Annotated in this window: 8 protein-coding genes; 2 read left to right on the top strand and 6 right to left on the bottom strand. The window is 61.7% G+C overall.

The annotated features are described in order from the left end of the window. Positions 1-178 precede the first annotated feature (178 nt). From HX803_RS18780 to HX803_RS18790, 3 genes are all read right to left on the bottom strand, one after another. Positions 179-865, bottom strand: coding sequence for a GntR family transcriptional regulator (locus HX803_RS18780; RefSeq protein ID WP_178922479.1), 687 nt, complete (start codon positions 863-865; stop codon positions 179-181). 17 nt (positions 866-882) lie between these two features. Continuing rightward, the gene (locus HX803_RS18785; RefSeq protein ID WP_178922481.1) at positions 883-1,584 is read right to left on the bottom strand and encodes a FadR/GntR family transcriptional regulator; all 702 of its coding nucleotides are present in this window, start codon (positions 1,582-1,584) and stop codon (positions 883-885) included. Between the two features lie 109 nt (positions 1,585-1,693). Further along, positions 1,694-3,019: a C4-dicarboxylate transporter DctA gene (locus HX803_RS18790; RefSeq protein WP_178922494.1), complete on the bottom strand. Its 1,326-nt coding sequence runs from the start codon at positions 3,017-3,019 to the stop codon at positions 1,694-1,696. A 217-nt stretch (positions 3,020-3,236) separates the two neighbouring features. Here HX803_RS18790 and HX803_RS18795 point away from each other — a divergent pair, with 217 nt between their 5' ends. Further along, positions 3,237-3,866 (top strand): DNA-3-methyladenine glycosylase I, encoded by a 630-nt coding sequence (locus HX803_RS18795; RefSeq protein ID WP_178922483.1) that lies wholly within the window; start codon positions 3,237-3,239, stop codon positions 3,864-3,866. 124 nt (positions 3,867-3,990) lie between these two features. Here HX803_RS18795 and HX803_RS18800 read toward each other — a convergent pair whose 3' ends face one another. The 3 genes from HX803_RS18800 to HX803_RS18810 form a co-directional block, all read right to left on the bottom strand. Then, the gene (locus HX803_RS18800) at positions 3,991-4,392 is read right to left on the bottom strand and encodes a cupin domain-containing protein (RefSeq protein ID WP_178922485.1); all 402 of its coding nucleotides are present in this window, start codon (positions 4,390-4,392) and stop codon (positions 3,991-3,993) included. A gap of 96 nt (positions 4,393-4,488) precedes the next feature. Then, positions 4,489-4,770, bottom strand: a complete 282-nt coding sequence (locus tag HX803_RS18805) for a putative quinol monooxygenase (protein ID WP_178922487.1) — start codon at positions 4,768-4,770, stop codon at positions 4,489-4,491. 85 nt (positions 4,771-4,855) lie between these two features. After that, positions 4,856-6,289, bottom strand: a complete 1,434-nt coding sequence (locus tag HX803_RS18810; RefSeq protein WP_178922489.1) for a PLP-dependent aminotransferase family protein — start codon at positions 6,287-6,289, stop codon at positions 4,856-4,858. 154 nt (positions 6,290-6,443) lie between these two features. Between HX803_RS18810 and HX803_RS18815 the strand changes: the two genes are divergently transcribed. Continuing rightward, a complete protein-coding gene (locus HX803_RS18815) occupies positions 6,444-6,887 on the top strand; it encodes a carboxymuconolactone decarboxylase family protein (RefSeq protein ID WP_178922491.1) in 444 nt (147 codons plus the stop codon). The last annotated feature ends 31 nt before the right edge of the window (positions 6,888-6,918 follow it).

A 6,918-nucleotide genomic window follows, 5' to 3' on the forward strand; every position in this document is an offset into this window, starting at 1 on the left:
GCCCCCGCCTCGTAAGATGCGGGGGCTTTTTGTTGGCGCGCTATTGATCAGGCAAAGAGGGCAAATGTGGGAGCGGGCTTGCTCGCGAATGCGGTGGGTCAGTCACGGATGTGTTGTCTGATCCGGCGCATTCGCGAGCAAGCCCGCTCCCACAGTTTGATCTCCATTTGTCAGGGGATCAGTGGTGTTTGAGCAATTTCGATTCCAGGTGGTCGAGGTGTTGGGTCATCAAGGTGACAGCGGCGGTGGCGTCGCGTTGCTCCAGTGCATCCACAATCGCCATGTGTTCCTGCCATGCACAGTAAGTGCAGGCTTTCGCCTCGTACTGGGCAATGACCAATGACGTCAACGGCACCAGGCTGTTGAGGAACTGTGCCAGCGGGGCATTCCGCGCCATCGCCGCCAGTTGCAGATGAAATTCCCCGGACAACCGAATCGCCGGGCCGCGCTGGTCCCGTTCGATGCACTCGCGCTCGCGGGCAATCAGCTCACGCAGCTGGCGCACCTGGGCGGGTGTGGCGTGCACGCAGGCCAATTGCACCACGGTGATTTCCGTCAGGCGCCGCGCTTCCAGAATTTGCCGGGTCTGCTGCGTATCCGGCGCCGCCACCTGGGCGCGCTGGTTGGGGCGCAGGATAATCACCTGCTGGTGGGACAGCTTTGCCAATACACGGCGGATCACACTGCGGCTCACGCCAAAAATCTCGCCCAGGCCTTCTTCGGTAAAACGGCTGGCCGGCGCGATGCGTTGTTCGAGGATGGCGTCAAACAGGCGCGGGTAGATGTCATCCACCGACGGCTTTTTATCGGCGATCAAGCGCAGGGCAGGGAAGATAGGGTCGCGTTGCAACGCGTAAGCAGTCATGGCCAGTCTCCAATAAATCAGCTGCCCAGATGGTCGTCCGGGATGTTCAAGCGGATGCCCATGCGCAGGCCTTCCTGAAGGATGTGCCGCCGCATCTCGGCGCTGGCCAGGGCGCTGTTCTTGTTGCGGATGGCGCGCACCACGGCTTCGTTTTCCTGCAAGCGTTCCGCCAGGTGTTCGGGGGAGTTGCGCAGCACCTGGGCGCTTTGCTTGAGGGCGTTGCTGGTCTGTTGCACTACGTTCTGGAAGATCGGGTTGGAGGTCAGGGCAAACAGTTCCTCGTGAAAGTCGATATAGGCATTCATGCCGGCTTCGGCGTCTTCAGCATCGAGGGCTTCGCGCATGTCCATGAGCGTGAGGCGCAACTGGCCGACTTCCTTGCTGCTGATGGACTGGGCCACCAGGCCGACGATGAAGGGCTCAAGGGTGTAGCGCAGTTGCAGGATGTCTTCGAGGCTGGCGTCAGCGACGGCGTCGCTCGATTGCGGCTCGTTGACGCTGGTTTCCAGCACCACCACGCCTTTGCCTGGCATGGAGCGCACCAGGCCGAGGGTTTCCAGCACGATCACGGCTTCGCGCAGGCTCGGGCGGCTGATGCCCATCTGTTCGGCCAGTTCGCGCTGGCCGGGCAGCATTTCGCCACGCCGCCACTGGCCACGCGCCAAGGCGGCGCGCAGTTTTTCTACCACTGAATTGACGACGGTTGAGGTGCTGATCACGTCTATGGCTCCTAGCTATATGCCTTACATGTGTAGGCGCCGGCTTGCCGGCGATGGCGGTCTCAAGGGCCCATCGCTGGCAAGCCAGCTCCTACAGGTGGTGTACTGATCAGAACTCCTGGTGGGCCGGCAGTACCGGTTTCTTGGCCTGGAAGGCATAGCCTTGTTGGCCGTCGAGTACCTTGTTGGCCCGCTGGATATCGATGTCTTTTTCCCAGCGTGCGATCGCCACGGTGGCTACGCAGTTGCCGATCAGGTTGGTCAGCGCGCGACCGATGCCCATGAACCAATCCACCGCCAGCACCAGCACCAGGCCTACCACCGGAATGGCCGGGATCGCCGTGAGCGTCGCCGCCAGGATCACCAGCGCCGAGCCAGGAATACCGTGGGCCCCTTTGGAGGTAATTAGCGACACCAGCAGGATCGTCAGCAAATCGGTCATCGACAGCGGCGTGCCGGTGGCGTTGGCAATGAACACAATGGCCAGGGTCAGGTAGATAGAGAACCCGTCGAGGTTGAACGAGTAGCCCGTTGGAATCACCAGGCCCACGGTGGAGCTGCCGATACCCAGGTGCTCCAGTTTACGCATGATCTGTGGCAGCACGGCGTCGGAGGAGGCGGTGCCCATCACGATCAGCAGTTCTTCGCGCAGGTACTTGAGCAGCGGCAACATGCGCAGGCCCGACAGGCGCATCACCAGGCCCAGGATCAGCCCTACAAAGGCAAAGCAGGTCAGGTAGAACAGGCCCACCAGGCTGCCCAGGTGTTGCAGGGAGTCCAGGCCGTAGGTGCTGGTGGTGAAGGCGATCGCGCCGAACACGCCAATCGGCGCCAGGCGCACGATCATGCCCATGATGCGGAAGATGATATGGCTCAGTTCGTTGATCAGGCGCGAAATGCCCGATGCCGCTTCGCCCACCAGGTTCAGCGCGCTGCCGAACAGCACCGAGAACAACAGCACTTGCAGCACGTTGTTGTCGGCGAAGGCACCGATCACCGAGTTGGGGATCAGGTCCATCAGGAACTGGCTGGTGCCGCGAATGTGCTGGCCCTTGTCGGCCAGTTCATTGAGGCCTGCGGACGACAGCTGCTCTAGGTGGATATTGGCGCCTTGGCCGATGCCGGTGCTGAAGGCCATCACCAGGCCGATCACCAGGGCGACGGTGGTGAGCACTTCAAAGTAGATCACCGACTTGAGGCCGATACGCCCGACTTTTTTCAGGTCGCCAGCACCGGAAATGCCGCTGACCACCACGCAGAACACGATCAGGCCGATCAGCATCTTGATCAGCTTGATAAAGCCGTCACCCAGGGGTTTGAGTTGTGAGGAGAATTCGGGAAGGGCCAGGCCGCAGACTATGCCTAGCATCAGGCCAATCACGACTTGCAGGAAAATCGAACGCGAGCACCATCTGAGCATGGGAGGGATCTCTATTCGGTGCCCTGGTGGTTCCAGGGCTTAATTGTTGTGGTCTTACCGGTAAGTCCAGTGCGGGGCCAGTCTACGCCGGGTTTTTTTGAAATCACAAGTAAATATTCAGGGGTTGACCGGTCCCGGTCTGACCAGTTGGTCGATGAGGGTGATGCTTGAGCGGTTGGCGGGCTCAAATTTTTTTCGCTTATCATCCACGGCTGAGTCGATGAGGTGATGGATGGACAAACCAGGGCTGACAACGGACGAAAACGGGCGCACCCATTGCACCTGGCGCACGGCGGCACCGCAGTACCCGCCATATCACGACCACGAGTGGGGCGTGCCGGTAGGGGACGACACCTTGTTGTACGAGAAGATCTGCCTGGAAGGCTTTCAGGCGGGCATGGCGTGGATCACCATCCTGCGCAAGCGCGAGCAATTCCGGGCGGCGTTCGACGGCTTTGATTTTCGCCGGGTGGCGCAGTACGGCGAGGCGGATATCGAACGCTTGATGAGAGACCCCGGCATCGTTCGCAACCGGGCCAAGATCGTGTCTACCATCAACAATGCGCGGCGGGCGTGTGAGCTGGTGGATGAGACGGGTTCGTTGGCGCGCTGGTTGTGGGCGTTCGAGCCCAGTGATGAGGAGCGTCCGGCCGTGGTGGACATGGCCTATTGGACGGGTAATCCGACGTCACCGGCCTCGGTGCGCCTCTCCAAAGCCTTGAAGAAACGCGGTTGGACCTATGTGGGCCCGACCACGATGTATGCGCTGATGCAGGCGATGGGCATGGTCAATGATCACCTCGAAGGCTGCGTGTGTCGCGAGCAGATCGAAAACCTGCGCCGCCAGTTCAAACGCCCCTGACAGCCCACGCTCAAACCTGTAGGAGCCCGGCTTGCCGGCGATGGCGGTGTATCAGTGACAGAAGTTTCGGCTGATACACCGCTATCGCAGGCAAGCCAGCTCCCACAGGTTTGTGTGGGGCGGGTTATTTGGGCAGGGGCGTCAACACCTCGGCCTTGTCATCCAGCACCATCACCACCAGCAATTTCGCCGGTTGTGTCTGGCTGGCGTTGCTCGATTCAAAGTGCCGGGAGCCGGCGGGTTCATAGAAGGTTTCGCCAACCTGGTAGGTTTTTGCCGGCTCGTCATTCACCCGCGAGGTGATCGCGCCTTGCAGCACATACGCCACGGCAGTGCCGGTGTGGCTATGGGGCACAGTGGCCTGGCCGGGGGCGTAGTCGACGGTGAGCATGATGGTTTTCTTGCCCGGCACGTTAGTCAGGGCGTGCTCTTGCAGGACCTTGATCGACTCCTGGTTGTACACCGGTTCGTGGGCAAAGACGCTGAGGGAGGCGAGCATCAGGGAGGCGGCGAGCAGTCGTTTCATGGCGAAGTTTCCGAGTGGTTCGAGACCTTTTCACCCTACGCCGCAAGGCCAGGGCGACCAATAACCAATCCAGGCTAAGAGTAGGAGACCATTGCTTCAGTGGTCGAAATCCAGGGAGCGGGCCAGGTGTTCACGGGTCAGTTCGATAAACCCTTGCAAGGCCGGTAACACGAAGTGTGCGCTGAGCTGTTCGCCACTGATCCAGCGACCCGTGACGATCCACAGATCGGCGTCCATCAGGTCGCGCTGCACCCCGTAATCCAGGCAACCGGGGGCGGTGCGCACCGCGTCGGCTATCTGCTGCAGACGCTCGCCCAGTTCCGCTGAGCGCCCGGCGGCCGCACGGATATGGACGGTATTGAAGGCACAGGCTGGCATGGCGATGGTCTCCGAGGTCGGGGGTCAGTGCACAGGCTAGAGCCTGACGAAGCCAGGACCAATGACCAATCCGCCGGAAAATCCGCTAGCCAATCTGCTGGAGGATATCGCGCACCTTGTCCAGCGCCGGGTCGATGTCCAGGGTTTCGATGGCACCAAAGCCGATAATCAAACCTGGGCGTACCGGCGCATCATGGAAAAATACATCCAAGGGGTACAAACCCACTTCTACCCGGCGCGCCAGTTCCATCAGCAGCGGGATATCCACGGGCACCTTGCACAGCGCCGCCATGTGGAAGCCTGCCACCGTCGGCACTGCCTCGAACCACGGCGACAGGTCAGCCGCCAGGCGTTGCAGGATGCGCTCGCGGCGCCCGGCATACACCGTGTGGCAGCGGCGGATATGCTTGAGCAGGTAGCCCTCGCTGATGAATTTGGCCAGGGCCCATTGGGGCAGGGTGGAGCTATGCTGGTCGGTCAGTTGCTTGGCCTTGAGCACGGCGCCGTAAATCGCTGAAGGCAGTACGGCGTAACCCAGGCGCAGCTCCGGCAACAGGGTTTTGGAGAACGTGCCGACATAGGTCACCACGCCTCGGGTATCCATGCTTTGCAGGGAGTCGGTGGGGCGGCCTTCGTAGCGGAACTCGCTGTCGTAGTCGTCTTCGATGATGATTGCGCCCAACGCGAAGGCGCGGGTCAGCAACGCCTCGCGACGTGCCAGGCTCATGGGCATGCCGAGGGGGAACTGATGGGACGGCGTCACGTAGATCAGCCGTGTGCCGTCGGGAATCTTGTCCACCTCGATGCCCTGTTCATCCACCGGGACGCTGGCCACCTGCGCGCCCATCGCCATGAACAACTGGCGCGCCGGGCTGTAGCCGGGGTCTTCCATGGCGACAAGCGTACCCGGTGCCAACACCACGCGGGCGATCAGGTCCAGGGCTTGTTGGGCGCCGTTGGTGACCACGATGTTGTCGGCGCGGCATTTGACCCCACGAGAAAACGCGATATGCCCGGCAATGGCTTCGCGCAGCGCCGGCAAACCTTCGGGCTGGCTGTAGAAACCGCTGTTCTGGGCGATACGGCGCAAGGCGTCCTGGGTGCAACGACGCCATTCATCCTGGGGGAACTGGTTGCGGCTGGTGGCGCCGCCGATAAATTCGTAGCGCAGCGTGCTGTCACGGGTGGGGTGACGCATGGGCGAGGGCAGCGCCGCCCATTTGCCCAGGTTGGCGGCGCACGCCAGGTCGGTGGCGGTTTGCACGCGTTCGGCCTGGGGCGCATGGGCATTGACGAAGGTGCCTCGGCCGGTCTTGCCCACCAGCAGGCCTTCGTAGGTGAGGGTGGCGTAGGTATCGGAGACGGTCTTGCGCGACACGCCCAGTTGCTCGGCCAGCAGGCGGCTGGGGGGCAATTGCGCACCTGCGGCCAGACGCCCGGAGCCAATGGCTTCACGCAGTTGCTGGTACAACTGTTCGGCCAGGTCCTTGCGGCCGTTGATCACCACGTGCAGTTCCATGTTTTATCCTGAGGCGCTGAATCTGCCCCAAGGTTACTCGCTCGCGCAGCGCCCTCAAAATGGTCTCTCGATAATCCGGTCGATTGGCTATAGGGCTGGTGCCACCAGGGCTTTAGGCTGGGTTGTCATCGCACCGGCCGCACGAGAACCGCCCATGGAACCCCGCCTGGATTACTACACCGCCTCACCGCAAGCGCTCAAGGGCATGTTGATGCTGGAAGCCGCCACCTTCGGGCTGTCCATCGAGAAACCGTTGCTGGAACTGATCAAGATCCGCGTCTCGCAGCTCAACCACTGCGGGTTTTGCACGGACATGCACTCAATGGCGGCGCGTCAACGGGGGGAGAGCGAGCGCCGTTTGTTCGCGCTGTGCGTATGGCGCGATTCGCCGTTTTTCAACGGGCGGGAAAAGGCCGCGTTGGCCTGGTGCGAGTCGGTGGCAATGCTCCCGACCTCAAGCGTTTCGGATGAACTCTACGCGGCGGTGCGCGCAGAATTCAGCGAGCAGGAACTGGTCGACCTGACCATGGCGGTGTCCAGCATCAGTGGCTGGAACCGCCTCGCGGTGAGTTTTCGGCAACAACCGCCAAACACATGAGTACACCGCCGATCAAAAATGTGGGCGCGGG

Source organism: Pseudomonas sp. P7548 (assembly GCF_013386585.1).
Classification (GTDB): domain Bacteria; phylum Pseudomonadota; class Gammaproteobacteria; order Pseudomonadales; family Pseudomonadaceae; genus Aquipseudomonas.

Coding starts and splice junctions, on each gene's coding strand:
- HX803_RS18795 (WP_178922483.1), top strand. CDS start 3,237: ATGGACAAACCAGGGCTGACAACGGACGAAAACGGGCGCACCCATTGC.
- HX803_RS18800 (WP_178922485.1), bottom strand. CDS start 4,392: ATGAAACGACTGCTCGCCGCCTCCCTGATGCTCGCCTCCCTCAGCGTC.
- HX803_RS18780 (WP_178922479.1), bottom strand. CDS start 865: ATGACTGCTTACGCGTTGCAACGCGACCCTATCTTCCCTGCCCTGCGC.
- HX803_RS18810 (WP_178922489.1), bottom strand. CDS start 6,289: ATGGAACTGCACGTGGTGATCAACGGCCGCAAGGACCTGGCCGAACAG.
- HX803_RS18805 (WP_178922487.1), bottom strand. CDS start 4,770: ATGCCAGCCTGTGCCTTCAATACCGTCCATATCCGTGCGGCCGCCGGG.
- HX803_RS18815 (WP_178922491.1), top strand. CDS start 6,444: ATGGAACCCCGCCTGGATTACTACACCGCCTCACCGCAAGCGCTCAAG.